At 54.8% G+C, this 25,187-nt stretch carries 19 protein-coding genes; 8 read left to right on the top strand and 11 right to left on the bottom strand.

Annotation, left to right across the window (positions count from 1 at the left end; all coding sequences use genetic code 11):
• Positions 1-76: 76 nt before the first annotated feature.
• A complete protein-coding gene (locus tag ABD949_RS10685; RefSeq protein ID WP_345243302.1) occupies positions 77-565 on the bottom strand; it encodes a cyclophilin-like fold protein in 489 nt (162 codons plus the stop codon).
• 155 nt (positions 566-720) lie between these two features.
• Here ABD949_RS10685 and ABD949_RS10690 point away from each other — a divergent pair, with 155 nt between their 5' ends.
• Positions 721-1,608: a helix-turn-helix domain-containing protein gene (locus ABD949_RS10690; RefSeq protein WP_345243304.1), complete on the top strand. Its 888-nt coding sequence runs from the start codon at positions 721-723 to the stop codon at positions 1,606-1,608.
• A gap of 52 nt (positions 1,609-1,660) precedes the next feature.
• Here ABD949_RS10690 and ABD949_RS10695 read toward each other — a convergent pair whose 3' ends face one another.
• Positions 1,661-3,754 (bottom strand): TonB-dependent receptor, encoded by a 2,094-nt coding sequence (locus tag ABD949_RS10695; RefSeq protein WP_345243306.1) that lies wholly within the window; start codon positions 3,752-3,754, stop codon positions 1,661-1,663.
• A 257-nt stretch (positions 3,755-4,011) separates the two neighbouring features.
• Between ABD949_RS10695 and ABD949_RS10700 the strand changes: the two genes are divergently transcribed.
• Positions 4,012-5,856, top strand: a complete 1,845-nt coding sequence (locus ABD949_RS10700) for a hypothetical protein (protein ID WP_345243308.1) — start codon at positions 4,012-4,014, stop codon at positions 5,854-5,856.
• Between the two features lie 106 nt (positions 5,857-5,962).
• Here the strand turns inward: ABD949_RS10700 and ABD949_RS10705 are convergent, their stop codons facing one another.
• The 6 genes from ABD949_RS10705 to ABD949_RS10730 form a co-directional block, all read right to left on the bottom strand.
• The gene (locus tag ABD949_RS10705) at positions 5,963-7,711 is read right to left on the bottom strand and encodes a RagB/SusD family nutrient uptake outer membrane protein (RefSeq protein ID WP_345243310.1); all 1,749 of its coding nucleotides are present in this window, start codon (positions 7,709-7,711) and stop codon (positions 5,963-5,965) included.
• 19 nt (positions 7,712-7,730) lie between these two features.
• Complete coding sequence (locus tag ABD949_RS10710) at positions 7,731-11,285, bottom strand: TonB-dependent receptor (protein ID WP_345243311.1); 3,555 nt, start codon at positions 11,283-11,285, stop codon at positions 7,731-7,733.
• Positions 11,286-11,455: 170 nt separating this feature from the next.
• Positions 11,456-12,490 (bottom strand): FecR family protein, encoded by a 1,035-nt coding sequence (locus ABD949_RS10715; RefSeq protein ID WP_345243312.1) that lies wholly within the window; start codon positions 12,488-12,490, stop codon positions 11,456-11,458.
• An 84-nt stretch (positions 12,491-12,574) separates the two neighbouring features.
• Entirely contained in the window at positions 12,575-13,150 is a 576-nt protein-coding gene (locus tag ABD949_RS10720) for an RNA polymerase sigma factor (protein ID WP_345243313.1), read from the bottom strand.
• Between the two features lie 98 nt (positions 13,151-13,248).
• Positions 13,249-14,877 (bottom strand): FAD-binding protein, encoded by a 1,629-nt coding sequence (locus tag ABD949_RS10725; RefSeq protein WP_345243314.1) that lies wholly within the window; start codon positions 14,875-14,877, stop codon positions 13,249-13,251.
• Between the two features lie 39 nt (positions 14,878-14,916).
• The gene (locus ABD949_RS10730; RefSeq protein ID WP_345243315.1) at positions 14,917-15,294 is read right to left on the bottom strand and encodes a hypothetical protein; all 378 of its coding nucleotides are present in this window, start codon (positions 15,292-15,294) and stop codon (positions 14,917-14,919) included.
• Between the two features lie 224 nt (positions 15,295-15,518).
• Between ABD949_RS10730 and ABD949_RS10735 the strand changes: the two genes are divergently transcribed.
• From ABD949_RS10735 to ABD949_RS10750, 4 genes are all read left to right on the top strand, one after another.
• Entirely contained in the window at positions 15,519-16,100 is a 582-nt protein-coding gene (locus ABD949_RS10735; RefSeq protein WP_345243316.1) for a 7-carboxy-7-deazaguanine synthase QueE, read from the top strand.
• Positions 16,055-18,037 (top strand): OmpA family protein, encoded by a 1,983-nt coding sequence (locus ABD949_RS10740; RefSeq protein ID WP_345243317.1) that lies wholly within the window; start codon positions 16,055-16,057, stop codon positions 18,035-18,037. The genes ABD949_RS10735 and ABD949_RS10740 overlap by 46 nt, the downstream gene beginning before the upstream one ends.
• A gap of 189 nt (positions 18,038-18,226) precedes the next feature.
• A complete protein-coding gene (trxB, locus tag ABD949_RS10745; protein WP_345243318.1) occupies positions 18,227-19,204 on the top strand; it encodes a thioredoxin-disulfide reductase in 978 nt (325 codons plus the stop codon).
• A gap of 138 nt (positions 19,205-19,342) precedes the next feature.
• Positions 19,343-20,377: a peptidoglycan DD-metalloendopeptidase family protein gene (locus ABD949_RS10750; RefSeq protein ID WP_425576741.1), complete on the top strand. Its 1,035-nt coding sequence runs from the start codon at positions 19,343-19,345 to the stop codon at positions 20,375-20,377.
• Positions 20,378-20,443: 66 nt separating this feature from the next.
• Here the strand turns inward: ABD949_RS10750 and menB are convergent, their stop codons facing one another.
• Entirely contained in the window at positions 20,444-21,268 is an 825-nt protein-coding gene (menB, locus tag ABD949_RS10755) for a 1,4-dihydroxy-2-naphthoyl-CoA synthase (protein WP_345243320.1), read from the bottom strand.
• 97 nt (positions 21,269-21,365) lie between these two features.
• Positions 21,366-21,824, bottom strand: coding sequence for a DUF2452 domain-containing protein (locus ABD949_RS10760; RefSeq protein WP_345243321.1), 459 nt, complete (start codon positions 21,822-21,824; stop codon positions 21,366-21,368).
• A gap of 179 nt (positions 21,825-22,003) precedes the next feature.
• Here ABD949_RS10760 and ABD949_RS10765 point away from each other — a divergent pair, with 179 nt between their 5' ends.
• The gene (locus ABD949_RS10765; protein ID WP_345243322.1) at positions 22,004-23,041 is read left to right on the top strand and encodes an AMP-binding protein; all 1,038 of its coding nucleotides are present in this window, start codon (positions 22,004-22,006) and stop codon (positions 23,039-23,041) included.
• Positions 23,041-23,784: a hypothetical protein gene (locus ABD949_RS10770; RefSeq protein ID WP_345243323.1), complete on the top strand. Its 744-nt coding sequence runs from the start codon at positions 23,041-23,043 to the stop codon at positions 23,782-23,784. Before ABD949_RS10765 ends, ABD949_RS10770 begins: the two co-directional genes overlap by 1 nt.
• On the opposite strand, the gene ABD949_RS10775 is transcribed toward ABD949_RS10770, so the two are convergent.
• Positions 23,768-25,141 carry an FGGY-family carbohydrate kinase gene (locus ABD949_RS10775; RefSeq protein WP_345243324.1) on the bottom strand — a complete coding sequence of 458 codons (1,374 nt, stop codon included), beginning with the start codon at positions 25,139-25,141 and terminating at the stop codon, positions 23,768-23,770. The two genes, ABD949_RS10770 and ABD949_RS10775, sit on opposite strands and share 17 nt — an antisense overlap.
• Between the last annotated feature and the right edge of the window lie 46 nt (positions 25,142-25,187).

Genomic DNA, 25,187 nt, shown 5'->3' on the forward strand with positions numbered 1-25,187 from the left:
ACTACGAAAGCGTAGTGGCATTAGTAATGAACCGGTAACGGGCTCCATTGTTGAGCGCTTTTGCCCATATCCTTGTTTACTCCAATTCAAAGGTTACCGTAACGCTTCCGGAGCCCACGGCGGCAGCAAGGCCTGAGGGGTTATCAATCCGGCCAAGCTTCGTATAGCTATAGGAGGTCCGAAACGTCTCGTAGAACAGCACCAGCGTATTGGAACCGTACAGCATCAAATCGCCTGCCTGAATGGTGCCGGGGTTTGAAGCGTTCCTGGGCAACTCGTTAGGCAGGTCCGCAAACTTCTCATTGCCGTTCAATTCCTTCATGGCGATGGTCAGGGGCAACCTGGCTTTAAATGCGGCTGCGGTAGCGTTATTAAGGAGTGTCGCCGTGAACGCACGGGTACCTATTTTGATTCTTATTCGAGTGCTCACGGTGTCACTTGCATTTGCATTGTTATTGGTTGCCGCTCCGGCTTGCACGGGCTCCAGGCCCTCATCCGTTTTGCAGGCCATGTTACCGATGAATAGCAGCATTAGCGAAAAAAAGAATGGAACAGCGGTCTTCATTTACAGTTAGTTATGTTGTCGAAAAAAGGACACACTGCAAAATTACCGGCAACCTATATACTTGCCTGTATACATTTTACGGTTATACCTACCACTTTTACCGATGGCGGTGTAACGGAGTCTTCTCGTATGTAGTTTTGATTAAAAAGTAGGCCATGATTATATACGATACCATTAAAAAATACAGTGAGACGTTCAATAACAAGACGCTCCACCCGCTGATTAATCTGGTTGATTTGAATAAATCCGCCCCGTTAAAAAGAACGAAGTTCATGCTGGGTTTTTACGCCATTATCATCAAAGAAACCCACTGTGGTGATTTGCGGTACGGTAACAAGTACTATGATTATGCCAAGGGTACTGTCGTTTTTTTTGCACCGGGGCAGGTCATTACGAACGAACCTGAAGGGGAACTGCATCAACCTTACGGCAAGGCCCTCATATTTCACCCCGACCTCATTAAGGGCACGAGCCTGGGTAAGCAGATTCACGACTATTCATTTTTCAGCTACCAATCCAATGAAGCTTTGCACCTGTCGGACCGGGAAAGAGAAATTGTGAATACTTGCTTTGGAAATATTACCACCGAGATAGGGCAAAATATAGACCGGCACAGCAAAAAGCTGATTGTGGCTAACCTTGAGTTGCTCCTAAAGTATTGTCTACGGTTCTACGACCGTCAGTTTATCACCCGTGAACATGTCAACCAAGGTGTTATTGAGCAGTTCGAGCAGCTACTAAACGAATATTTGGTGGGAGACCAGCTAAAAACCAGTGGTGTGCCAACGGTAGCCTACTTTGCCGACCAGTTGCATTTATCGGCCAACTACTTCGGCGATCTGGTGAAAAAAGAAACGGGAAAATCCGCCCTGGAGTATATTCAGATGCACCTGATTGACCTGGCCAAAGAACGTATTTTCGACACCAGTAAATCGCTCAGCGAGATTTCCTACGAATTGGGGTTTAAGTACCCGCAGCATTTCACCCGATTCTTCAAACAAAAGGTGGGCGTTTCGCCCAATGAGTATAGGGGGTTGAATTAAAGCGGAAAGCATATGCTGATCCGAATACACTTCACTCAAAAAGGCAGGCTTCTTACCACTTTACCCCTACTCTCAATCCGGTCACGTAATTCCTTCTGGCCGATGCGTTGAAGAAACGGTTGCCAACGGCATTAAGATCGTAACCAAGGCTGTACTGCTGATCGAGCATGTTGTCTCCGCTTACATAGGCATCTACCGTCCAGCGCTGGCCCAAATTCCGCCGGAAGCCCGCCGTGGCGGTCAGGATGCGGGCGGGATCAGACTGGACCGTGTTGGCATCGTTGAGCGGGAACTGGTTGAGGAACTGATAAGTCAGGTGGCCGTAGAAACCCAGCCGCGATTCGACATCCAGGCCGGCTACAGCCACGGTAGAGGGGACACCGGGGATGCGGTTACCCGACACATCGGCTCCTCCCCGCTGCGACTCGCGAAAGCGGTAGTCGGCTAGGGTCAGGCTATGCCACACCCGAGCCAGCCGCCAGAATCCGGCCGGCTGACCAGCCCCTTGGGGAGCGATCAGATCATAAGAGAGCATGGCTTCGAGTCCTTTCTGGTCTGTACGGCCGGCGTTGACGAAAAACTCCGCTCCGGCTACCGTAGACCGGCGGACGATTGTTTGCCGCAACTCAAACTGATAGAGCGCTACATCAAACTGCAACCGACTGCTCAGGATCTGCCCGCGTAAGCCGGCTTCGTAATTAATGCCGCGCTCAGCCTCCAGGGTAGTATTAAAGGTGGCTTCTGATGGCCGGACCTCCTGCCCCGACGGTGCCGAATAACCCGTACTCACACTGGCAAATACCGATACATTAGGACCGAGTGTACGCAGCAACGCCACTCGGGGCAGCCATACCGGCGCAAACGTCCGCTCCTGCGGTATAATGGGCCGTACCGAAAAGCGCGTAAAGCCATAGCGCACATCGTTGCGACTCAGGCCGAGCGTCAGCCGGAAGGCGGCCGGTAACGCCGTTTCTGTCTGCAGGAACAGAATAGACTGCCACGCCCGCAGTTCATCTTCGTTCTGGAGCGTATCCGGTTGCCCCCTTCGGTTGCCGTAGTTGCGACTGATGGTAAAGTTACGCTGCCACTCGGCACCAAATGTCAGGGTTGTCGGCAACGCTTGTTCCAGCAGCCGCACCTGCGTGACGGTCCGGCCGCCCAGTCCCTGGTCGGGCCGTTTTTCGTAATTGGTGATAAACGGATTGGCAAAGTCGGTAAGCGAGCCGTAGACCACGGTGGTATTCTGCACACGCTCACTCCAGCGGTACTCGTGCGAAAAGCCCAGATAGCCGATTTTCTGGTAGATCCCCGCCCGCTGTTCGGCGCTGCCGGGGATGGTCGGCGTGGCCGGGCGCGACTGCCGGGGATTAGCCCGGTATTGCGCGGCATTCAGGCCGCCGGGTGTCTGGTAATTCAGGTCTGAGTAAAAACCCACCACCGAAACGGTCCGCCGGGGACTGACCGTAAAGGACCCGACCAGATTCAGGTTGTCGCGGGCCATCTGGCTATGCTGCCGATAGCCGTCGGCATTGACGTGATTGTAACTGAGTGAGATAGCCGAGTTATCTTTTCCGGTCTGCACCGTTACGCTGTTGCCAAACAGACCGTAGGAGCCCGTCAGGGCCGATACCTCGGCCGACGACTGCCCGGCCGGTACCGCCAGCCCACTGAACAGAATGGTCCCGCCCGTACCAGCCCCGTAAAGACTTCCGGCCGGCCCTTTGATCACCTCGACCCGACCAATCGAACGGACATCCAGGGCATTGAGTGGGGTATTGCCGGCCGCATCGGTCAGCGGCAGTTCGTTATAATACACCTTTACGTTCCGCACCCCAAACGGCGACCGGATCAGGCTTCCCCGAATAGACAACCGGTAACTTCCCGGCGACCGCTCGTCGATGCGCACGCCCGGCAGCGTATTCAGGGCCGGCACCAGCGTAGGCGTCCCAAAGCGCTGCTGCAGGTCCCGGCGGGTGAGCAGATTCACCGACGCTGCCGTTTCGAGCAGTCGCCGGTTGGAGGCAAAACCGGTAACGACCACTTCATTGAGCCGGATGGTATCTTCTTCCAGCGCAGGACGTGGTGTTTGGGCGGACAGCCAATAAGGAGAACAAACGAACGAGAACCAGAGTAAAAAGCGATGCATGGAGGGTTATCTTGGCTCACAAAGATAGGCAGCAGCGCCAAAACTATTGTTACAAAGAAGACTATAGCCCATTACCCGGGCAGAGCAATACTCAGTAGACGCCTATCGTTGACCCTTCGTATTCAGGGCAGGAGAAGCGAAAAGAAAAATGAATACGATACGATGGCTACATCAGTATTCTGAAAATATATATCTTGGAACGGGGTCAGGCCGGATAAGTCAGGCTCTGTTGCTAATTTGGCAGGTAAGTAAAACAGATGAAAACTCGCCGGAATTTTTTACGTAATGCGTTATTAGGGCTCACCAGTGCACCGATTCTACCGACCTGGCGGCAAGCAGCCTCAGCAGGTTCGGCGGGTGCCATTACCGGTGAGCTACCCTCGCTTGTCCCCAACCCGGTTGCCAGGAAGCACCGCAATCTGTTCAATGGCGATACCTGCGTTTATTTCTACAATCCCGAATATTGGCAACCTGAGGATTTTACCGTAAAAAGGGTGATAAACCCCCGAACGGGTAAATTGAATGAAAAGCCCACGCTGGAAGGTGGTCCCTTTTCTGCCAGGAGCATCCATCGGTATGTCGATGTGCTGGCCGACAACGGCATCGATACGTTCATTATCAACGCGAATGCCTCCAGGGCCTGGTATCCCAGTAAAACGATACCAAGCATTCTGGACGGCTACAAGCGGGGGGATCGTGATTTTTTTCGGGGGCATGCCATCGCGCTGGGTCTTAAGGACCCTGAGGCCGTGGAAACGTTTCTGGACGGGTACGTTCCGTTTATGAACCTGTATCAGGACTTGCTGGATGCCGGGGTGGACTGGCTGGCTGAAACGACCAGGGCCTGCCGACGGCGTCAGCTTTCTCCCTGGGTCAGTATTCGCATGAACGATATGCATGGCGCGCGAAATTTCGAGGGGAGTTTCTTCAACGCCCCCATGCTTACCCGGAAGGAGATGCGGCTGAAAAACAACTGGTATGGCTACCATAATTCGCCCACGCGGCAGGGCCTCAATTATGAGAAACAGGAAGTGCGGAATTTTATGTTCGCCCAGATTCGGGAAGTGGTAGAAGACTACGATTTTGAAGGCCTCGAACTGGACTGGTGGCGGCTCCCGCTCTGTTGCGAGCCCACAGCGTCGCCCCAGACAGTAGCGATGATGACAGACTGGTTTCGCCAGATTCGTGCGCTCACCGAAAAACAGGCCAGGAAAGCGGGACGACCTTTTCCGTTGGGGATGCGTATTCCCGGCCGACTGGACATCTTAAAAGTCATCGGACTGGATGTGGTGACGCTTTGTCAGGAAGGAACACTTGATTTTATCTCCCCGTCAGGTTTCTGGTGTACTACCTGGGATATGCCCTACGATACACTGAGAAAACAGGTTGGTGATCGGGTGGCGATCTACGGAGTGATTGAGGACGGAGTCAACACCCTGGCGACGAGCAATCAGGAGAGCTCCTATACCCAGGCCATGCGCTACCTGTCCGCCAGCCCGGAGATCATGCGGGCCAACGCAGCGGGCAAACTGGCCATGGGCGCTGATGGAATCGAGTGGTTCAATTTTTTCTGTACGGATCAGCCCCGGGTGCCCGGTCAGAAAGCTGATTATTCCGTGATAAAGGACATTCATCAGCTAAATTCGTTACGGGGGTACCCAAAACATTATTCATTCGCTATCGGCGGACAACTCAATAACTACCTGCCGTATGAACTGCCCGCCCAATTGCCGGCCATATTACCTAACAACTCGCATCATGCCTTCAAACTGGCGATGTGTGCGGAGCCTAGCCAGGCCCGGCCTGACCAGGCCGGGATGGAACTGGTGATTCAGATCATCGTAAAGGCCGATGATGATGTAACGTTTCTGCCCGTCTCCTTCAATGGCTCCTGGCCAGAAACCAAACGCGAGTGCGTGGAAAGCCTGCTGTTTCCCTGCGGCCCCCTTACCCATTTCACCAGTCAACACGTGGGTCATAATTTTCGCTTCCCCGTTTCGCTGGTGCGGGATGGCTGGAATGAAGTCCTGGTGGAAAATGCCGGTAAAAACCCAGTTACGGTGGTATGTGTGGAACTCGCCATCCGGCCGAAAGCAGACTAACTTACCGGCCCCATTCAGCGGAGCCATACAAACAAAAAGCCTATCGCAGCGGCAGGCCAGAAACCTGTATTCGCTGCGATAGGCTTTACACGCAAATCCTCCAGACTTAATACCCCGGGTTCTGCGTCAGCGTGGGCGTACCATCGGGCCGTTTGGTGGCATCGATCTGCCGCTGCGGCACGGGGAACAGGACATTGTGGTCTCTGAACACGGCACCTTTCAGGTTGGCCCGCTTGGTGACTTCGTAGGCCAGGTAGTTGTTCAGTACCTCCTTGGCAATACCCCAGCGAACCAGATCGAAAAACCGCTGCCCCTCCATACCTAACTCCAAGCGACGCTCAAACCGAATGGCTTTCAGCGCCATGGTCTTATCGGTCCACGGTTCCTTATACTCCTGAATCACATAATTGGCAGCGGGCTTACCGTCCGGCATTTTCACGAACCCATCCGGGTTAGCCGCCCGACGCCGAATCTGATTGACGTATTCGCGGGCTTTCTCCAGATTACCCAACTCGGCTTCCGTCTCGGCCGCCATCAGAATTACTTCCGCGAACCGGATGATCCGCACGTTATTGGCGGAGATCTGCCGGCTGGTTCCTTCCGTCAGCACCCCCTCATCAGCTTTGTAGTAGACGTTTTTCTTCGGAGAGAACGGCCCGGCATAGTTCTGGTCACGAATCCAGGCTTTACCCGGATGCGGTCCCCAGTCCAGAAACGGAATACCCCGCCGGCCTATCGTCCAGTCCAGTCGGGGGTCCAGAGGACCCTGGTGCGGGGTGAACGGCTGATTGCTTTCGACACCCTCATCACTTTTTACTTCGGTTTTGTTGTGGTTATCCAGCAGGGGCAATCCGTTGGCATCCGTCTGGTAGGCGTTGACCAGGTCCTGCGAAGGCTGGTGGTAGCCGCAACACCCGCCCGGCTGGGTCGGAAGTCCCCCATGCGGAAAGTTCAGGTTATCACCCAAACCACCGTTGTAACCCCGGCCGTTGTCGTTGACCGAATACTGCGCATCCAGCACACTCTCCGAGTCGGCACTGGTGCCCTGAGTAGCAATCCGGAAATTGTCGTGGTATTTGGGGAGCAGCGCGTATTTGACTCCGCGCGTCGTCTTTCCGCTGGCGATGATGACATCCAGCAGGGATTTTGCATCCGCCCATTTTTTCTGGAAGACATACAGCTTCGCCAGCATGACTCCGGCCACCCACTTGTTTACCCGGCCCAGTTCCGGAAACGTTTCCGGCAGGTTGTCATAGCCGAATTTGGCATCTTCCTCCATTTCCTTCCACAAGACCCGCTCATTCGGTTGCAGGTAATCGGTGGTCTTCTCATCGACCCATGGCATCCGACCAAAGACGATTGTCCCGTGGAAATAATAGATGGCCCGTAAGGTACGCGCCTGGCCCAGGATGTTTTTCAACTCGGTTTCCGTAAAATCCTTCACCGTCGGCGCTACCCGGAGAACGTCGTTGCAGCGGGCGATACCGTCGTACACAAACCGCCAGCGGTCGTCGAGTTTGGTATTGTCGGCTGCAATTTCATACCGTTCAATATTGCTTCGGCTACCGCCCACATCGGCCCCTTTCTGGGCATCATCGGACGTCAGGCTGCCAAACACCCAGTTGGAGAACGTACTGACATCGGCTCCGGCACTGGAACCGCTTCCGTACATAGCCCCGTTGAGGCCGGTGTAGGCCGCAATCAACATACCCTGAACGCCGGCTTTCGTCCGCAGGGCCTCCTCGCTGAACACCCCAATAGGCGGCCGGTCCAGAAACTCTTCCTTGCAGGCATTGCTGAACAGCCCTACGAGGCCCAGCGTCAGGAGCAGACTGTATTTACTGATATTTTTCATAGTGGTTTAAGGCTTCGGATTAAAAGACAAGATTGATTCCACCCAGAATCTGACGGGGGTTCGGTACCCGGCCATGATCCACCCCCAGGCCAATGTCACCCCGGCCCACGTCCAGCAGATCCGGGTCCGGACCGGTGTATTTGGTAATGGTGAACAGGTTCTGCCCCTGGACATACAACCGGCACCGGCTCACGCCCAGCCGGCTCAGCATCGTAGCCGGAATGGTGTAACCGAGCTGAACCGTCTTGGCCCGGAAATACGATCCGGACTCAACATAGTACGAATTGGGCACGGTACTGGTCACGTTGTCGTTGGCATCCAGTTTGGGCAGGCTGGCGTTCATGTTCTCGGGTGTCCAGCTATCGTACAGCATCTTTTTGGACCGGTTACCCGCAAACGAGCCGTTCATATCCGTCCACCATTTGGTGTTGTTGTAGATCTGGTTGCCGTAGTTCCAGAAGAAAAACATGTTGATGTCGAAGTTCCGGTAAGCGGCATCCAGCGTATAACCCATCTGGAACTTGGGATGCGGGCTGCCGATGAATGTCCGGTCATTGGCGTTGATCACGCCATCACCGTTCAGGTCCTTGTACCGCCAGCGGCCCACCGACCGCTGCGCGTTGGCCTCGGTCGTTTTGTTGATACCCGGCTGCGTCGGAGCCGCCATCACCTCGGCCGTACTGTTAAAGAAGCCGTCGATGACGTACCCGTAAAACTGGCCGATGGCTTCACCCGACAGCGTGCGGGATACCTGTCCGTACCGGACGCTATTCGTAAAAAAATCGACACCCTGACTCACCACTTTATTGCGGTACGCGGAGAAGTTGGTCGACACCGAATACTGGAGATCATTGCTTAACGCTCTCCCTCTATACGTCAGCATCAGATCAACACCTTTGTTCTGGGTATTACCGATATTGACAAACGGTGCACTGAAGTCACCTTCTGCACCGGGCCGGGGCAGCTGCACCAGCAGGTCCGATGTTTTCTTGGAGTACACATCCAGGTTCATTTCGAGCGCGCCGTTCAACAACGACAGGTCGAGTCCACCGTTAAGCGTTGAGGTTTCTTCCCATTTAGACGCCGGGTTACCTTTGCGGTCAAGGTCGTAGCCGGGGGCGGTTGACGTATTGGCCCCGGTAATGTCGTAGAACGAGCGACTCGGGTCGGAGCGGTAGAAGCTGTACTGGTTGTTTCCGTCAATCTGGTCGTTACCCACAACGCCGTAGCCAGCCCGGAGTTTCAGATCGGAAATAAACTTGACATCCTGCATGAAAGGCTCCTGCGAGATGCGCCAGCCCACACTCAGCGACGGGAAGTTACCGTACCGCACGTCACGGGCAAACTTGCTGGACCCATCGCGCCGGAGCGTCGCATTCAGCAGGTACTTGCCATTATACGAATAATCGACCCGCCCGAACAGGGAGTAAAGCGCTTCGGTGCCAATTTGCGAAAAGTTATTCTGCCCGATTGGATTACCCCGGTCCAGCACCCAGAAGGACTCATCGGTAAATGGATAGTAGCCCGAGCGGTCACCACCCAGCTGTTCCCGCTTAAATTCGACAGACTCGGTTCCGGCCAGCAGTTTTACGTTGTGGACACCAAAGCTTTTATCGTAGTTCAGGGTATTGGTAAACGTCCAGCGGTACTGGTATCCACTGCGCACCTGGTAGTTGGTTTGAAAGTTCCCTTCCGAATGCTCGGGGTTTACGTGCCGGAACGCCATACTGTAGTTGTTGTTATAGTCAATACCGAAATTGCTGCGGAAACGCAGGTCTTTCAGAATATCCACTTCCGCATAGACACTTCCCAGCAGGCGAACATCCGTTTCCCCGTTATTGCGGTTCCGGTATAAGACCGCCACCGGGTTTTGCCCGTTACCGGTACCGGGTGCTTTGGAACCAGCAAAATTACCCATGATGTCGTACACCGGAATAATGGACGGCATCCGGTATGCCTGCGACCAGGGAGATCCCTCGTCATTATCGCCGGAGCCCCTCCGCTTACGGAATGAGCCAAAGAGCGTTTCGCCGAACCGGATGCGGTTGGTCAGTTTAAACTCCGAGTTCACCCGCGCACTGTACCGGTCGTAGAAGGTGTATTTTTGCAGACCGGCCTCGTTGTAGTAGCCCAGGCTCAGGCTGTACACAGAGCGGTCGGTGCCACCGGAGGCACTGATGTTGTGGCTTTGCACCGGAGCCGCCTGCGTCATCTCCCGGAACCAGTCGGTACCTTCCTTGTTGGCCCTGACGATCTGGTAAAACCCGCTTTGGTCGTAGTTGTAGCGGCTGGGATCGACCGCGGCATTTCCTTCCATTAGTCCACCGCTTGACCCGGCCAGCACATAATCCGGAATAACCGGGCTGGCCCCCTTTCCGTACTGCGAGTGGTTCGGTGTGATACCGGCGCCAAGCTGTTGCTTCCAGAGCAGTTCACCCAGTTCGCCGGTATTCAGCATCTCGGGTACCCGGCCCACTTTTGATTCCCCATAGAAGCCATCGTAGGCAATCCGGGTTTTGTTGGCTTTGCCTTTTTTGGTGGTAATGATGATAACGCCACCCGCACCCCGCGCCCCGTAAATAGCCGCCGACGACGCATCTTTCAGGATATTCATGCTCTCAATATCGTTCGGGTTCAGTGAGTTGGTACTGGTCGTCTGCACGCCGTCGATAATGATCAGGGGATTGTTGCTGCCGAAGGAATTAAGGCCCCGGATTCGGATATAGCCTTCACCACCCGGCTGGTTGGAACCGGAAGCTACCACGCCCGCCACCCGGCCCTGGAGCATATTGCTCACATCGGCTGCGGGTTTGGTCAGCATCTGCTCCACATCGACAGACGCTACCGAGCCCGTCAGGTCTGCTTTTTTCTGGGTACCATACCCAACCACGACGACTTCGTTCAGGGACTTCACATCGGTATTCATCCGGACGTTAAGGGTCGACCGGTCACCCACGGTTATCTCCTGCGGCTCGTAACCAACAAAGCTGAACACCAGCACGGCATTCCGGTCCGGCACAGAAATAGAAAAGCTACCATTGGCATCGGTAACGGTTCCCCGCATGGTTCCTTTCACAGCCACACTCACGCCGGGGAGCCCTCCGCCGGTTTCGTCGGTTACCGTACCGCTGACGTTCTGATCGGCCGGGACCATCGTCTCGGTCTGGGTCGTTTTGGGAGCCATCACTGGTAAGGAAGGCTGGGCCATCCGCTGTTTGCTGAGCAGGATCTGCTTCTTCCCGACTACTTCATACGCTACCTGCGAATTCCGGAAGATCTGATCCAGCACCGCCGATAAGGGCTGGTTGCTGACGGTTATTGATACCCGCCGGTCGGCCTGAATCTGCCGGGGTATATAGGAGAAGGTCACGTTGGCCACTTTTTCAATTTTCGTTAGTACAGCGCTGATCTCCTTGTCCTCAACGGACAGGCTGACGGGCTGCTCCAGAATGGCCTGGGCAATGGCGGTCCGGGCGTAGGTTACACCGGTAAACAGGACCGCACAAAGGAATTGAATTAGAGATACACGCATGATTACCAGCACGGCTGCGCTACAGGATCGGGTAAGGTTCATACATTTCACTGGTTTTGTTTTAAAGGGTTAAGGCAAAATACGTATAGCTTTTTCGCATCTGGCGGCTGCCAGGGTTAACGCCGGCAATGGAGTGTCATCATTGGCGGTTCCGGGTAGAGACTGGTCGGCATTTCTTCATAAGGTCAGGGTTAAAAGATGATACAAATTCGTTACGGGCAGCCGGTGCCGGTAATGACAACCTGCGCGTCAATTACCTTGTAACCGGCCCCCAAAAGCCTGCAAAGTATAGTTAGCGTATCGTACAGGTCCTCACTTTCGAGCGACGTGGTAATGAAGCAGTTGCTCATCAGCTCTTCATCGTAGACGATATCAACGCCATACATTTTTTCGAGAGCGGCAAAAATCCGGGCTACGGGCGCATTCTGAAACGTAAAGACAGATTGTTCGCCGGACGGAACCAGAAGGGCCGGCTTCTGCACGAGCGTTTTTACAAACCGTAGTTCTTCGCCCAGGTAGGTAACCTGCTGGTTAGGGGTAAGCACCACGCCGATTGTTTCGGGGTCGGAGTCTGTTTTGGTCGTCGTAGCCAGCTTTGGCGAGTAAACAGATACTTTACCGGTCCGGACCGTTACGGTAACATTCTTTTCTGCCGGTGAAGCCTGTACATAAAAACTGGTACCCAGCACTTTGGTGACCAGATCATTGGCATACACCAGAAAAGGGCGTTTCGGATCTTTCTGAACCTCAAAGAAGGCCTCACCGACCAGCGTTACCTCCCGTTTGTCGAGGGCAAATTCAGCCACGTACCGAAGTACCCCTCCAGGCTGCAGGGTTACTACACTCGAATCACGCAACACCAGCCGTAGCGGCCCCGCTGCGGTATTCACCCGCTCGATAACGGCCGGGTGATCCGCCGGACTGCTTTTCGTATGAGACAGCGACGGCCGGGCGGGTGTCAGCAGAAAATACCAGCTCAGGCTGAGGGCCAGCACCACCAGCGCAGCCGCAGCTACGGGTCGGAGCCAGTTCCGGCGACTATGATGAACCGGAGCCGGCCGGGTCGTCCGGGCCGCGAGGGCCTCCCAGTTGCTGGACAATAGCCGTTCTTTCTCCTCCTCGCTGGCGGGCAGAGGCACATCGGCATCCAGCGAATCGAACCACTGGTCGAGCAAGGCCCGCTCGTCGTCGGTGCATTCTCCGCGTAGGTATCGGGCTAAAAGCTCCTCGTATTTCCGGCTGTCCATCGGGTTACGTTATCCGTACAAAAGGCATAGACGGATAACCGGGAAAATTCCCTAAGGCCAACGTGAAAATTTTCAGAAATATGTTTAGAGCAGGTAAAACAAGACCCAGGCTGCGGCAAAGTCGCGCAGGTTCCGGCGCAGGAACCCCGTTGACCGGGAGAGGTGGTATTCGATCGCTTTTTCGGAAAGATTCAGCCGCTGAGCAATTTCCCGGATGGTCAGGTGCTCGAAACGATTCAGAATAAAGACTTCGCGGGTTTTGTCGGGCAGCTGGGCCAGCGCCTGCTGGAGGGCCTCGGTCAGCTCGTTCAACTGCACGGCTTCGATGGTAGCAAACCCCTCATCCGGAAAGAATTGCCGGAGCTGGTCGAGGTAATGCTCTTCCTGCATATGCCGCCGGATGTAATCGATCATCAGGTTACGGAGCGACACGCCCAGAAAAGCCGGCAGGTTGATCACCCGCAGCGAGTCGCGCTTTTGCCAGAGCATGACAAAGAGTTCCTGCGCCAGTTCTTCGGCCACCTCCTTTCGCCGGAGTTTGCGGTGGGCGATTACGTACATTTTATACCAGTAGCGGTCGTATAATGCCCTGAACGCCTGCTCATCGCCTTCGCGGAGCAGGCTTAACAAGGTATGATCACTAAGCGACTGGGGTAACATTTGGGAAAAGGTCTACCGACAAAAGTGCAGCAAAACCCTAAATAAGGCAAAATTTTATGGGTATATTTTTAAATGACGGCCTTACGTTCCCGCCCCTCTTAAACAATAACGGGAGGTACCGGTTGGGCAGGCATCAGCTCTTTTCCGAGGCCGCACCGCTCCATGAAAGCGTTGGTAAATACCGCCCGCGCCGGGGCATCCAGCAGTTTCTGCCGACTGCGCAGCCAGGTTTCAACGTTAGCCTGCCCGTACATTTGCAGCACCAGCGATTCGCTCAGGTTGAAGTTGGTCTTACCCCAGTGCAGCGTGTACGGAATCCGGAGCGCTTCGAGCCGGTTCCAGAGCCGCTGCAGAAACTCATTGGTTACTTTGGCCTGCACACCGTCCAGTTCCATGACACAGGTTACGGGAAAGCGGGTGAACCCCAGCGTAGCCGGTGTGCCCTTTACGAATCGCATACCGAGCAATCCCGGAAAAGCAACCTGCTGGTTCAGCTTTACAATCTCCTCCAGCACCCGGGGCGTATCGTGGCTGTCTACGCCAATAGCGGCACTGACGGCCTTGCCCCGAATATTGGTGCTGCCAAACACCTCACTGATGGTTCCGGCGGTGCCGTTGGTGTCTTCAAAGGCCAGCGGGTAAAGCTGATTGACCAGTTTGGGAATATGCTTCAGCGCCAACCGGCCCATTTTGTCGAGCACCGTCTGAATCAGACCCAGGGTATCGTCGCCGTACGTAAAGCCGCTGGGTTTAGGCTGCGGCCGGGGGTAATTGGGGCGGTACGGCGTTTTGTACCGGACCTGCACGTAAGCACCCCGGTTAAGATCAGCACCGGTCGGGTCAAACTGGTGGGGATTCACGACGACCCCCAGGTGGTAAGGCTCTTTGGTGGGATCGTTGACTGGCAGCGGCAGCCACGGCAGCAGTCCCGTCAGGTCCTGGTCCGTCATGGCTTTCTTCAAGGCAGAGGTATAAGGCACTTTTTGCGTGCTGTAATCCTCCAGGAGAAACAGGTTCTCAATTTCGAGCAGTACGCCGTGAATGAATCCGAAACTGCCGAAACTTACCACGGCCGAGTTAAACAAATCATCGTCCCGGTACACCTCCGTCACGCCCAGCCAGTCGGTGAACTCGGGCGCAGCTACCGGATTTGAGGCCCGCTCCAGCCATACATGGCGGTCGGGGGCCGTAACGAGATGCAGCCCCACCACGGAATCATGCACCGCTCCAAACCGGAAAGCGCCACCGTGGGTACCCGTCGACAGCGCCCCCGCGATGGTCTGCGCGTTGCTGGCCCCCGACGCTCGGATGGATTTACCGGCCGGCTCCAGGATCTGCTCCAGCTTGATGATGCTCATGCCGCACTCGGTAAAGTACAGATTGCCGGTCGACTTCCCGGCCGCCCGGTATGCCGGATCAACAAACGAGTCCCGCAGCGCAAACGACTGCCTCAGTGCCAAGGTGTCCACCAGCCCCCCATCGGTAGCTGCCACGTCGGAGAACGACCAGCCCTTGCCCAAAGCTCGCATCCGCAGGTTATTGTCAATAGCGTGCTGAATCAACCATTGGAAATTGGCGGTTGTCTGCCGGTACTGGGCCTGCGGACTTGACAGGTTGGGAATCCGAAGCTTAAATGAGGCATTCGGCTTCAAAGGCTGGGTAAAGTTTTCGTGGCCGTTCGTCCAGTTCGGCATAGGCTTTTGTTCGAGTCCGTTGGGGAGTGCCATAGTCAGGGAGAGGAAAGAGGTAAGAGACCGGATAATGCGTTAACGGGTAGCCAGCGTATCTGGCCGGGGGGTGAAAGGCGTGCAGCACCACTCCACCCGTTGTTTATTGACCATGCCCAGCGTTACGGCCGACAGCAGAAAGTAGCCCAGGTTGGATTTGACCGTAACGCTGTTCAGGTGATTGGATCGCGGGTCGCAGCCGGGCGTCAGGTTTACCGGTTGCTTCAGGCCCCAGAAGTACGAGGTTACGACCCGTTGGGTAGTGGGATCATTGACGGGCGTATCACAATCGGCGGTGGAGACAATGCGGGTAGTCATGCAGCCGGACAACAGCCAGACGGTAAGCGAAAGTAAATACAGCCCCCGCTGACAGAGCTGATCACGATGCCGATGAGAATGAACGATATCGGGTCTCATGTGACAGTAAGCGTTTGTTTATCAGTGAATTTATAAACAAAAAAGTAGTAAAACCAAAACCGTTTTAGGCAACGGTGCACCAGATGTTTTGAGCGGGTATGGTTTTAAGGGTTAGTCGCAAAAAGAGGTGTGCCCGAAAACAGCATTTGGCCAAATCTCCGTATTTTTGTCTGATGATTACCGAACAGCAACAACATACTGAGCGCCTGACAACTCTCCCTGTCATGGAAGCCTTTTACACCCTGCAGGGAGAAGGTACCCATACCGGCAAAGCAGCCTATTTTATCCGCCTGGGTGGCTGCGATGTGGGCTGCCACTGGTGCGACGTCAAAGAATCCTGGGATGCCGATAGCCACCCAAAATATGCTATCGATTCCATTGTGGGGGGAGCGCTGCAGTACCCTGGCCGTATGGCCGTCATTACCGGTGGGGAGCCCCTTATGCACGACCTGACCGGGCTGACAGCTGCCCTGCAAGCAGCCGGCTTCCACACTAATATCGAAACGTCTGGTGTGTACCCGGTTTCGGGGACGTGGGACTGGATCTGTTTTTCACCCAAAAAATTCAAGCAACCGCACCCCGACATTTTCGGCAAAGCCGACGAACTGAAGGCCATTATCTACAACAAGAGTGATTTTGCCTTCGCCGAGTCCTTTGTCCCGCATCTGCGCCCCGACTGCCGGCTTTTTCTGCAACCGGAATGGAGCCGCTCAAACGAAATGCTGCCGCTCATCGTTGAGTATGTAAAAAGTAATCCGCAATGGCAGATTTCGCTGCAGACGCACAAATACATGAATATTCCGTAGCGCAGAAGAAAAGAAGCTGGCACCTGGGCCGACTGGCTCTGGTCTGCTTTCTGGGGTTCTTTCTTTGCTCGCTTTCTCCCGCTTTCGCCCAACCCAAAAAGGCGCAGGAGTTATATAATCAGGCGATAAAGCTGTTTGGTGAACGGAAGGCTAATGAAGCCATTCCATTCATGCAGGAGGCCATCAAGGCCGACCCTACGTTTACGGACGCCCACCTGAAACTGGGACAGCTTTACGAGTTTACCCGTCGGCAGGAGATGGCCTTAGCTGCCTACCGGGAGGCTATCCGGCTACAGCCGGACAAACCCGCCACGGCATCCGCCTACCAGTCGGCCAGTATGATCCTGCTCCGTCAGGCCCGCTACGCCGAAGCCATTCCGTACCTCGAACGATTTGCTGCGTTCTTCGCCCCACAATCGGCGCAGGGCCAGCGTATTCAGCGCCAGCTGGAGAGTGCCCGCTTCGGACAGGAAGCCATTCAACACCCCCAGCCCGTAACGCCCATACCCCTGTCGGAATCCCTGAAAACGACACCTTCGCAGTATTTTCCGGTGCTGACCGCCGACGAACAGACACTGGTCTACACGGTTTTGAAACCGGAAGGCGACGAGGACCTGATGATCTCCAGCATGAAGGGTGAAGTCTGGAGTCCCCCCATTTCGTTGTCCGACAACATTAACACGCCCGAGAACGAAGGTACTCCCAGTTTGTCGGCTGATGGCCGGACGCTGGTCTTTACGGCCTGCCAGGGGCGCCGGGGTTTTGGGAGCTGTGATCTATACATCAGCCGGAAAACCGGCGATACCTGGTCGGCCCCGCAGAACCTGGGACCCGCCATCAATACCCGCTACTGGGAGTCGCAACCCTCCCTGTCGGCCGACGGGCGACGGCTCTATTTTGTCTCCGACCGGCCGGGTGGTCAGGGTCGGCGCGACATCTGGCGGAGCGATTTAAACGCCAGCGGAGAGTGGGTGGAGCCAGTCAACCTGGGGGTGCCGGTCAATACGCCTTTTAATGAAGCATCCCCTTTTATTCACGCCAATGGCCGTACCCTGTTTTTTGCCTCGGATGGACATATTGGCCTCGGTGGGTACGATTTGTTTGTGGCCGATAGTCTCACCAAAGGCTGGTCGGCTCCGGCCAATCTGGGCTATCCCATTAACAATGCCGATGACCAGGCAGCGCTTTTTGTAGCGGCTAACGGTACACGGGCGTATTATTCCTTTGAAGAGCAGAAAGAAGGTGTCTCCCAGAAGTCCCGTCTGTATGTTTTTGATATGCCCGAATCGCTGCGGGATCGGGTGAAACCGGTCAGTTACCTCAAGGGCGTCATCGCCGATGCCCACACGAAAAAACCCCTGGTCGCGACCGTCGAGCTGATTGACCTTAGTAACAATCAGGTAGTGACGCGCGTAACGTCCGACGAACAGACCGGCCAATACACCGCCGTGCTGCCAAGCGGGGGCGAATATGCCCTGTACGTGACCGTTCCGGGATATCTGTTCAAGAGTCTGTCGTTTGATTACACCCAGAAGACCAGGGGTGAAGGTATGTCGCTGAGCGTTCCGCTGGAGCCGATTGCGTCCGGCAAGGGCTCAACAGCCAAAGAAACGCTCAACAATATCTTCTTCGAATCGGGCCGTTTCGAGCTGGAAAGCAAATCGAAAACGGAGCTCGACCGACTGGCGGATTTCCTGAAATCAAATCCCGCTGTAAAGGTGGAAATTGCCGGTCATACCGACGATGAGGGCAGCGCAGCCACCAACCTCGAACTTTCTAAAAAAAGGGCTCAGTCTGTGGTAAATTTCCTTACCAAAGCCGGCATTGAACCAACGCGGATTCAGGCTACCGGGTACGGCGAAACGCGCCCGCTGGCACCGAACAGCAGTGACGAAAACCGCCGGATGAACCGCCGGATCGAATGGCGGGTGCTTTAGTACACCGGGCATAATTCCTCAAAATCTCTATGCTGAATGGGGTAATACGGCTTGGTTCGTTGGGGAATTTTTTTCAACTTTGCAATTGTTGTCCTGATGTAGGCCAAAACGGCCAACTTTTCACTTGGATCAGCAGTTACTGCTTTAACCAAGTGGGAGTTTTTCAGTCGACAACCTCACCGAACAACGATGACATCCGAACACGTTAAGTGCCTGATTATCGGCTCTGGTCCTGCCGGCTACACGGCAGCTATATATGCGTCACGGGCTGGCCTGAAGCCCGTCCTTTACCAGGGTGCTCAACCCGGTGGTCAGTTGACCATTACAACTGAAGTTGATAATTTTCCCGGTTATCCGGATGGGGTGCAGGGTCCGCAGATGATGCAGGATCTGGAAGCACAGGCCCGCCGGTTTGGTACTGACGTGCGTTACGGTGTAGTAACTGGCGTTATGCTATCGAATAATTCCAGCCTTGATAGTCCCCACAAAGCCATTGTTGACGAGCAGCACGAAATTACCGCCGACACTGTGATTATTTCAACGGGTGCTGCGGCCAAATGGCTCGGCCTGCCGTCGGAAATGCGGCTCAACGGCCGGGGCGTATCGGCCTGTGCCGTTTGCGACGGCTTCTTCTTCCGGGGTCAGGATGTGGCCATTGTGGGTGCTGGTGATACAGCCGCTGAAGAAGCAAGTTACCTGGCTAACCTCTGCCGTAAAGTGTATATGCTGGTTCGGCGGGGCGAAATGCGGGCCTCTAAAATTATGCAGCAGCGCGTAAAGACCTTACCCAACGTTGAAATTCTCTGGCATACCGAAACCGTTGAGGTATTGGGCGAAGAAGATGTAACCGGCGTACGGGTTCGCAATACGGAAACCGGTACCGAACAGATACTGGACGTTACCGGCTTTTTTGTGGCCATTGGTCACAAGCCGAATACCGATATATTTAAAGGCTACCTCGACATGGACGAGAGTGGCTATATCCTTACCGAAAAAGGAAGTACCCGCACCAACATACCCGGCGTCTTTGCCTGCGGAGACGCCCAGGATAATGTCTATCGTCAGGCCATTACGGCAGCCGGCACCGGCTGTATGGCGGCACTCGACGCTGAACGTTATCTGGCTGTGCTCGAAGTTGGGCACTTGCAGGAACAGTACGTTCACTAACCAAACCACCCCGGGTTCAGTGAGCAACCAGCGGCAAGCAGCTGGCAGACGTATAGTCTCAGCCAACTGCCTGGTGCTCCTTGTTTGCTGAACGTCGGCTTTTAGTGTCAGATGAGAAAATCGGCTGTAAAATGGCTAATGGCCATTTGCTGTCTGTGCTTTACCGTAACTGTACAGGCTCAGGAGCGTGGGAAATTTAAAAAAGACCTGCGCATTACCCCAAAAAATTCGTCGAAGCCAGCCACCTCCGGTCCGGCTACGCAGAAGGAGGATGTCTTTGAGACGGAAACCACCAATCTGCGTTTCAACAACCAGTTTGAGCCCAAAAAAGAGCTGAACCCGGTCGTCAGCGAAGACACCAGCATGATCGACCAGGGTGAAACCAGTGTTGTCGAAGTCATCGACTCGGTACTGGTCGGCAATGAATGGGTGAAGATCGCCGACTACTACGCGATCTGGGATTCCCGGCACATTGACCCCTACAACATTAATCCACTCGAGTTTAACGAAGTTATCGACATAAAACTTTACGATCCGACGGCCAACCGGTTCTGGTCGGCCCCGCTCAACCGGGGTGAACTTACCTCCAGCTTCGGCTTTCGCTGGGGCCGCTGGCATACCGGTGCAGACCTGGACCTGGATACCGGCGATCCTGTTTATGCAGCCTTTGATGGACTGGTTCGGGTGGTGGGCTTCGACGGTGGTGGCTACGGTCGCTACGTGCTGGTCCGGCATTACAATGGACTGGAGACGTTGTACGCCCACTTATCAAAGCAATTGGTAGAAACGGGTCAGTTAGTGAAAGCCGGCGACCAACTCGGTTTGGGCGGCAGTACCGGCCGCAGCACGGGTCCTCACCTGCATTATGAAGTTCGGTACGAAGGCAATCCGTTCAGCCCGCTCAACATTTATACCTTTCCGGCGAACACCATTAATTCTGACCACTTTCTGCTGACCGCTCAGGTATGGGACTACCTGCGTAATGGTCGCCCGTCGGACGTAGCCAGTATCAAGCCCCGTTTCAAAAGAACAGTTTTACACAAGGTTCGTTCCGGCGAAACTTTGTCAAGCATCGCCAGTCGATACGGTATATCCGTAAAATCACTGGCCAGCCGAAATCACATTAGTACCCGCTCCAAGATTCGGCCAGGGCAGAAGCTCAGGGTAAATTAGCCAGAATCAGGATAAACAGAAAGAGGCCAGTGATCACTGGCCTCTTTCTGTTTATCCTGATTCTGCTTACGGAAACTTCGGAAACTGCTGAAAATCCGGCTTGCGCTTTTCCAGGAATGCATTCTTCCCTTCCTTCGCTTCTTCTGACAGGTAATACAGCAGTGTGGCGTCACCGGCGAGTTGCTGGATACCGGCCTGCCCGTCGAGTTCGGCGTTGAAAGCGGCTTTGAGCATCCGGAGGGCGATGGGGCTTTTCTCCAGCATCTTCCGGCACCATTCAATAGTTGTCTCCTCTAACTGGTCCAGGGGCACTACCTTGTTGACCAGCCCCATATCCAGCGCTTCTTTGGCATCGTACTGGTCGCAGAGAAACCAGATTTCGCGGGCTTTCTTCTGCCCCACGATTCGCGCCAGGTACGAAGCCCCGAAACCACCGTCGAAGCTGCCTACTTTCGGTCCGGTCTGGCCGAAACGGGCGTTATCGGCGGCAATGGTCAGGTCACAGACCACGTGCAGGACATGGCCCCCACCAATGGCCCAGCCGGCCACCATGGCTACTACCGGTTTGGGAATCCGACGAATCTGCATTTGCAGGTCGAGCACGTTCAAACGGGGTACCTGGTCTTCACCGACGTAGCCGCCATGGCCCCGCACCGACTGATCTCCCCCACTGCAGAACGCCCGGCCACCTTCGCCGGTGAGGATAACGACGCCAACACGCTGGTCCTGACGCGCCAGTTCCATAGCCTCGCTCATCTCCTTCACCGTCAGCGGTGTAAAGGCATTATGCTTTTCGGGGCGGTTAATACTGATTTTAGCGATACCGTCGTAGTACTGAAACAGAATCTCGCGGTATTCTTTGATGGTCTCCCAGGGGTATTTGGTTTGCATAGCTAAGTTATAGAATGATTGAATGACAGAATGATTGAATAGGGCACATGGATGCGCAGCCGTTTATTCAATCATTCTGTCATTCAATCACTCAATTTTATTGTTCGTCAAAATCAATATCGTGGTAAGTAACATCCCAGGTATGGTCGGCCATCATCCGGACGGTGGCAAGGCAGCGCTCGAAAGGGAAGACGCGGCCCCATTCGTTCGGTGCGATCATAGAGAGCAGATCGGTACCGTTCTTGCGCTGGTAGAGGTAGTACGTATGACCGACGATGGGTTCAAAATTCATCTGAGCACCGTAGATACGCTCCGACACTTCCACGCGGTTGCGGATGGCGGTCGCCTGCTCGGCCAGCAACTGCATCTGGCGGTAAAGCTGAGCCAGTTGCAGATCTGTCTGCTCCCGCATGGCCATCACCGCCCGGCCTTTGATTTTACCCTTATCTTCCGGTTTGATTACGGCCCCGCCCACCGAGTGGGCATAGGCTAGTAAACCCGGGGCATCCGTCACTTTGTCGGCGGCAATCGGATTATGAAATTCAGCTTCTTCCATACGTTCGGATAACAGACAGTCAAACCGCTTTGTTTAACCAGTCTGCCCGGCAAAGGTAATGGGTTGACTAGTTACTTGGTTCATTGGTTGAATGGTTAATTGGAGGTTTAAACAGACGAGCTATTCTCTATCTGAACTGATTAACCAATGAACCAGTTAACCAATTAACTAGTCAACCAATGAACCAATTAACCAGCAACGAGGCCGAAGCACTGGCCTTCTGCCGGGCCTGGCAGAGTGGACAGGCGTTGTTTACGCTACAGACCTCCGGCTCAACCGGTACGCCGAAGCCTGTTCAGTTGACGCGGCCGCAGATGGTCGCCAGCGCCCGGCTGACGGGGCAGGCGCTTGGTTTACTGCCGGGCGACGCGGCTTTGGTGTGTCTCAATATACGTTATATTGCCGGGGTGATGATGCTGGTGCGCTGCCTGGAGTTGGACCTGCCGATGACAATCGTGGAGCCTTCAGCTAATCCGTTAGCTGATTTTGATCCGGCGCAAGCCCGGTTTGCGTTCACCGCGCTGGTGCCTCTGCAACTGCAAACCATTCTGGAGCAAGCGCCGGGTAAGCTGCCCATTCTGAACCGGATGAAAGCTATACTGGTGGGCGGAGCTGCTACCAGTCCTGCGCTGGAGCAGGCGCTACAGCAGATTGAAGCGCCCATTTATGCTACCTACGGTATGACCGAAACCGTATCGCACATCGCTCTCCGGCGGCTGAACGGCCCGGAGTCAGCCGACTACTTTACTGCCCTCAGTGGGGTACTGATCGGAACCGACGAACGGGACTGTTTACATATTACGGCGGCCGCCAGCAACAACCAGCGTATACAAACCAACGATGTGGTGGAGATGCTGGACCGCCGTCGATTCCGGCTGCTGGGGAGAGCCGATAACATCATTAATACCGGTGGTGTTAAAATCCAGCCGGAGCCGGTGGAGCGAGCGTTGCAGGAATTACTAAACCAATGGGAACTCAGGCCCCGGTTGTTTGTAGCCGGATTGCCGGATGAACGACTGGGACAGCGGTTGACCGCCTTCATCGAAAAAGAAGAACTTACCCCTGAGCAGCAAAAAGCCTTAAAAGAAAACCTGGCCCGGCAGCTTAGTCCTTATTCGGTGCCGAAACAATTTATTACCGTTCCGGCGTTTAGAGAAACGCCGACCGGCAAGATTGACCGGCTCAATACCATTCGTCAACTGTCCATCCAATCGTAATGTCTGTACTAAAAAACCTGCAAATTCGCTACCAGACGGCCCTGATTACGCCGGCTCCGTTTGCCCACTTCTATACCCTGAGCGCCCGACCGGCTTTTAAAAAGTTTCTGCATACCGATTTTTCCATCACTTATCCTGACCGCGAGGACCTGGATGAAGAAGACATCACCGGCGAGGGTTTTACGTTGAACGATGACTTTAGCTGGTCCGGACGATTATCGAAGGAATGGCTGAAAACGATAGAAGACCTGATTGGCCCGACAATGCTGAACGCCTTTGATGAGGATACGCTTCCGGACAACGAAGATTTCTTCGAGGTGAGTATTGAAACCGCCGACGGGCAGACCCGTAAAGGTACCCCAACCGACCGCGATACCTGGACCTATCTGATCCAGGAACTGATCCAGGCCATTTACGAAGCCGGTGGTAAAGAGCGGGCTTTTGAACTTACCTACCTCAACCGGCACAAAAATGAAGAGACCGAACTACGGCTGACGGCCTCCTTTGCTGAGCGCACGATAAAAGCAGAGTCCTCGCAGAATCGGCGTACCCGCTCCAGGTCCATTCCCTGGAGCGAGTTACCATCCCTTATGGAAACAATTTACGAAGTTGAGTATGAACCGGAAGAAGCGCTCTACGAACGGCCTGACAGCAACGGGCAGTTCCTGAACCTGGGCGGAGACGAGTGGTATGACATCAGCAACCAGCCAGCACTTCATCAATTGTTTAGTCGCCTGGTATAACAGATGGCTGCCGGCGCTCAACAGGCTCAAATGTCCAGCCGCTGACGGGTTCATCGTCCTGCCGGATGTACAAGGCCGCACCAATGGCCGTAGCCTGTGGTAACTGCGACCGGTAAACCTGCTTCTGCCGAAAACGCTCGGCCAGCAGTTGCATAAAAATAGCATTCCGGGCAAAACCACCATCCACATATAAGACCGGCACATCGTTATCGATCAGTTGGATCGATACAGTCAGCATATCGACCAAACCGGCCAGCAGGTGATGGTAGGCCTCCTCGGCAGAAGCGTAGCCGGCCAAATCCCAACTACCAGCCGACTGATCAGGAAATGGCCCCGTACCAGTCATGCAAGCCGGCATAAACGAACTCTTGCCCGGCGGCAGCAGGTCTGGCCGGTAGTTCACCTGCCGCGAAAAGTCGGGTTTTACCTGAAAGTGTTCGGCAATGCGCGCTACCTGGTGATCATGCTCCTTACCCATCAGCAGCCGGGCCGATCGGATGGTAATGCCGCCAACCGTCAGGAAGGACAGGCAATCGCGCTGAAGCTGTTCTTCCGTTAGCGGCTCTGTCTGAAACGGATTAAGCGTAATGCACCATGTTCCCGTGGAGAGTACCATAAACGGCCCCTGACACCGCGCCAGGTATGCCATAATCACCGACGAGCTATCGTGCAACCCTCCGCCAACCGGTACCTTCTCCCCACCGGCGGTTACGGCATATCCGGCAACGGGCTGCCCGACAATGGGTGCCAGCTTTTGATCGATGCCTTCGGCAATAACCCAGTCGTGGTACCGGTTCTGCTCGAAGTCCCACAGAGCGGTATGACAGCCAATAGAGGTAAAGTCACTGGTGATCTCTCCACAGAGCAGGTAAGCAATGTACTGCGGCAGGTGCAGCGACCACCGAACCCGCTGGTACACGGCTGGCCGGGTGTACTTCAACCAATAAATTTGAAGGCCGGAATTGAGCATGCCCAGGGGGGGCGAGTTCGTCTGGCGGGCCACGGTCATCACATCCCCGTAAGTCCCGTAAAACTGTTCAGCCAACGCGGGCGGAAACGGTTTCAGGTAGGAATAGAGCGGAGCTACCGGATTCCCCTGCGCATCCAGATGCACCAGACTAGCCCCGTAAGCCGCTACGTTGACCCCCTGTATCTGAATGTCAGTCCGCCGGGACAACGCGTCCCACTGGTCCTGTACCCAGCGGGTCAGTAGCGCCAGATCATCGCAGGGAACCCCATCCTCATCGGTGATTTCGGGCAGGGTTTCGCTGATCTCTTCCACGGCCCGGTACTGTTCGTCAAACAGCAGCAGCTTCTTGTTGGTCCGGCCAATGTCGAAAATAGCAGTAACGTTCATAGTCTTTAAAGACTGTTTCAGGTTTCAAGTTTCAGGTTCCATGTTG

Source organism: Nibrella saemangeumensis, assembly GCF_039541915.1.
Taxonomy (GTDB): Bacteria; Bacteroidota; Bacteroidia; order Cytophagales; family Spirosomataceae; genus Nibrella; species Nibrella saemangeumensis.

Excerpts from the sequence above, each read along its gene's own strand:
- ABD949_RS10685 (WP_345243302.1), bottom strand. The coding sequence starts at position 565 with ATGAAGACCGCTGTTCCATTCTTTTTTTCGCTAATGCTGCTATTCATC.
- ABD949_RS10690 (WP_345243304.1), top strand. The coding sequence starts at position 721 with ATGATTATATACGATACCATTAAAAAATACAGTGAGACGTTCAATAAC.
- ABD949_RS10695 (WP_345243306.1), bottom strand. The coding sequence starts at position 3,754 with ATGCATCGCTTTTTACTCTGGTTCTCGTTCGTTTGTTCTCCTTATTGG.
- ABD949_RS10700 (WP_345243308.1), top strand. The coding sequence starts at position 4,012 with ATGAAAACTCGCCGGAATTTTTTACGTAATGCGTTATTAGGGCTCACC.
- ABD949_RS10705 (WP_345243310.1), bottom strand. The coding sequence starts at position 7,711 with ATGAAAAATATCAGTAAATACAGTCTGCTCCTGACGCTGGGCCTCGTA.
- ABD949_RS10710 (WP_345243311.1), bottom strand. The coding sequence starts at position 11,285 with ATGAACCTTACCCGATCCTGTAGCGCAGCCGTGCTGGTAATCATGCGT.
- ABD949_RS10715 (WP_345243312.1), bottom strand. The coding sequence starts at position 12,490 with ATGGACAGCCGGAAATACGAGGAGCTTTTAGCCCGATACCTACGCGGA.
- ABD949_RS10720 (WP_345243313.1), bottom strand. The coding sequence starts at position 13,150 with ATGTTACCCCAGTCGCTTAGTGATCATACCTTGTTAAGCCTGCTCCGC.
- ABD949_RS10725 (WP_345243314.1), bottom strand. The coding sequence starts at position 14,877 with ATGGCACTCCCCAACGGACTCGAACAAAAGCCTATGCCGAACTGGACG.
- ABD949_RS10730 (WP_345243315.1), bottom strand. The coding sequence starts at position 15,294 with ATGAGACCCGATATCGTTCATTCTCATCGGCATCGTGATCAGCTCTGT.
- ABD949_RS10735 (WP_345243316.1), top strand. The coding sequence starts at position 15,519 with ATGGAAGCCTTTTACACCCTGCAGGGAGAAGGTACCCATACCGGCAAA.
- ABD949_RS10740 (WP_345243317.1), top strand. The coding sequence starts at position 16,055 with ATGGCAGATTTCGCTGCAGACGCACAAATACATGAATATTCCGTAGCG.
- trxB (WP_345243318.1), top strand. The coding sequence starts at position 18,227 with ATGACATCCGAACACGTTAAGTGCCTGATTATCGGCTCTGGTCCTGCC.
- ABD949_RS10750 (WP_425576741.1), top strand. The coding sequence starts at position 19,343 with ATGGCCATTTGCTGTCTGTGCTTTACCGTAACTGTACAGGCTCAGGAG.
- menB (WP_345243320.1), bottom strand. The coding sequence starts at position 21,268 with ATGCAAACCAAATACCCCTGGGAGACCATCAAAGAATACCGCGAGATT.
- ABD949_RS10760 (WP_345243321.1), bottom strand. The coding sequence starts at position 21,824 with ATGGAAGAAGCTGAATTTCATAATCCGATTGCCGCCGACAAAGTGACG.
- ABD949_RS10765 (WP_345243322.1), top strand. The coding sequence starts at position 22,004 with ATGAACCAATTAACCAGCAACGAGGCCGAAGCACTGGCCTTCTGCCGG.
- ABD949_RS10770 (WP_345243323.1), top strand. The coding sequence starts at position 23,041 with ATGTCTGTACTAAAAAACCTGCAAATTCGCTACCAGACGGCCCTGATT.
- ABD949_RS10775 (WP_345243324.1), bottom strand. The coding sequence starts at position 25,141 with ATGAACGTTACTGCTATTTTCGACATTGGCCGGACCAACAAGAAGCTG.